The sequence below is a fragment of the Bacillus sp. SIMBA_031 genome, assembly GCF_046535225.1.
Lineage (GTDB): Bacteria > Bacillota > Bacilli > Bacillales > Bacillaceae > Bacillus > Bacillus velezensis.
The window spans coordinates 1-269 of record NZ_JAWRXC010000285.1; the positions used below are offsets into that span (position 1 = coordinate 1).

1 protein-coding gene is annotated in these 269 nt (G+C 61.0%); it reads right to left on the reverse strand.

The window, feature by feature from the left end; all coding sequences use genetic code 11:
* Positions 1-269 (reverse strand): S16 family serine protease (locus SB724_RS20340; protein ID WP_410572686.1); only part of this gene is annotated, 269 nt, incomplete at both ends.

A 269-nucleotide genomic window follows, 5' to 3' on the forward strand; every position in this document is an offset into this window, starting at 1 on the left:
TTCAACCTTAACTACCTGCAATCCGTTTGGAATGTGGCCCACGACGTCCCCGCAGTTAGCCGCCGGAGCGAGGAAAAGAGTGGCTCCCTGCTGCTTGGCCCCGATCATCTTCTGGGCGATGCCACCGATGGCTCCCACTGCGCCGTCGGGAGTTATGGTCCCTGTGCCGGCAATGTGCTTTCCGCCGGTAAGGTCACCCGGCGTGAGGGTATCGATGATGCCCAGGGCAAACATCATCCCTGCACTGGGACCGCCGACATTGTTCAGGG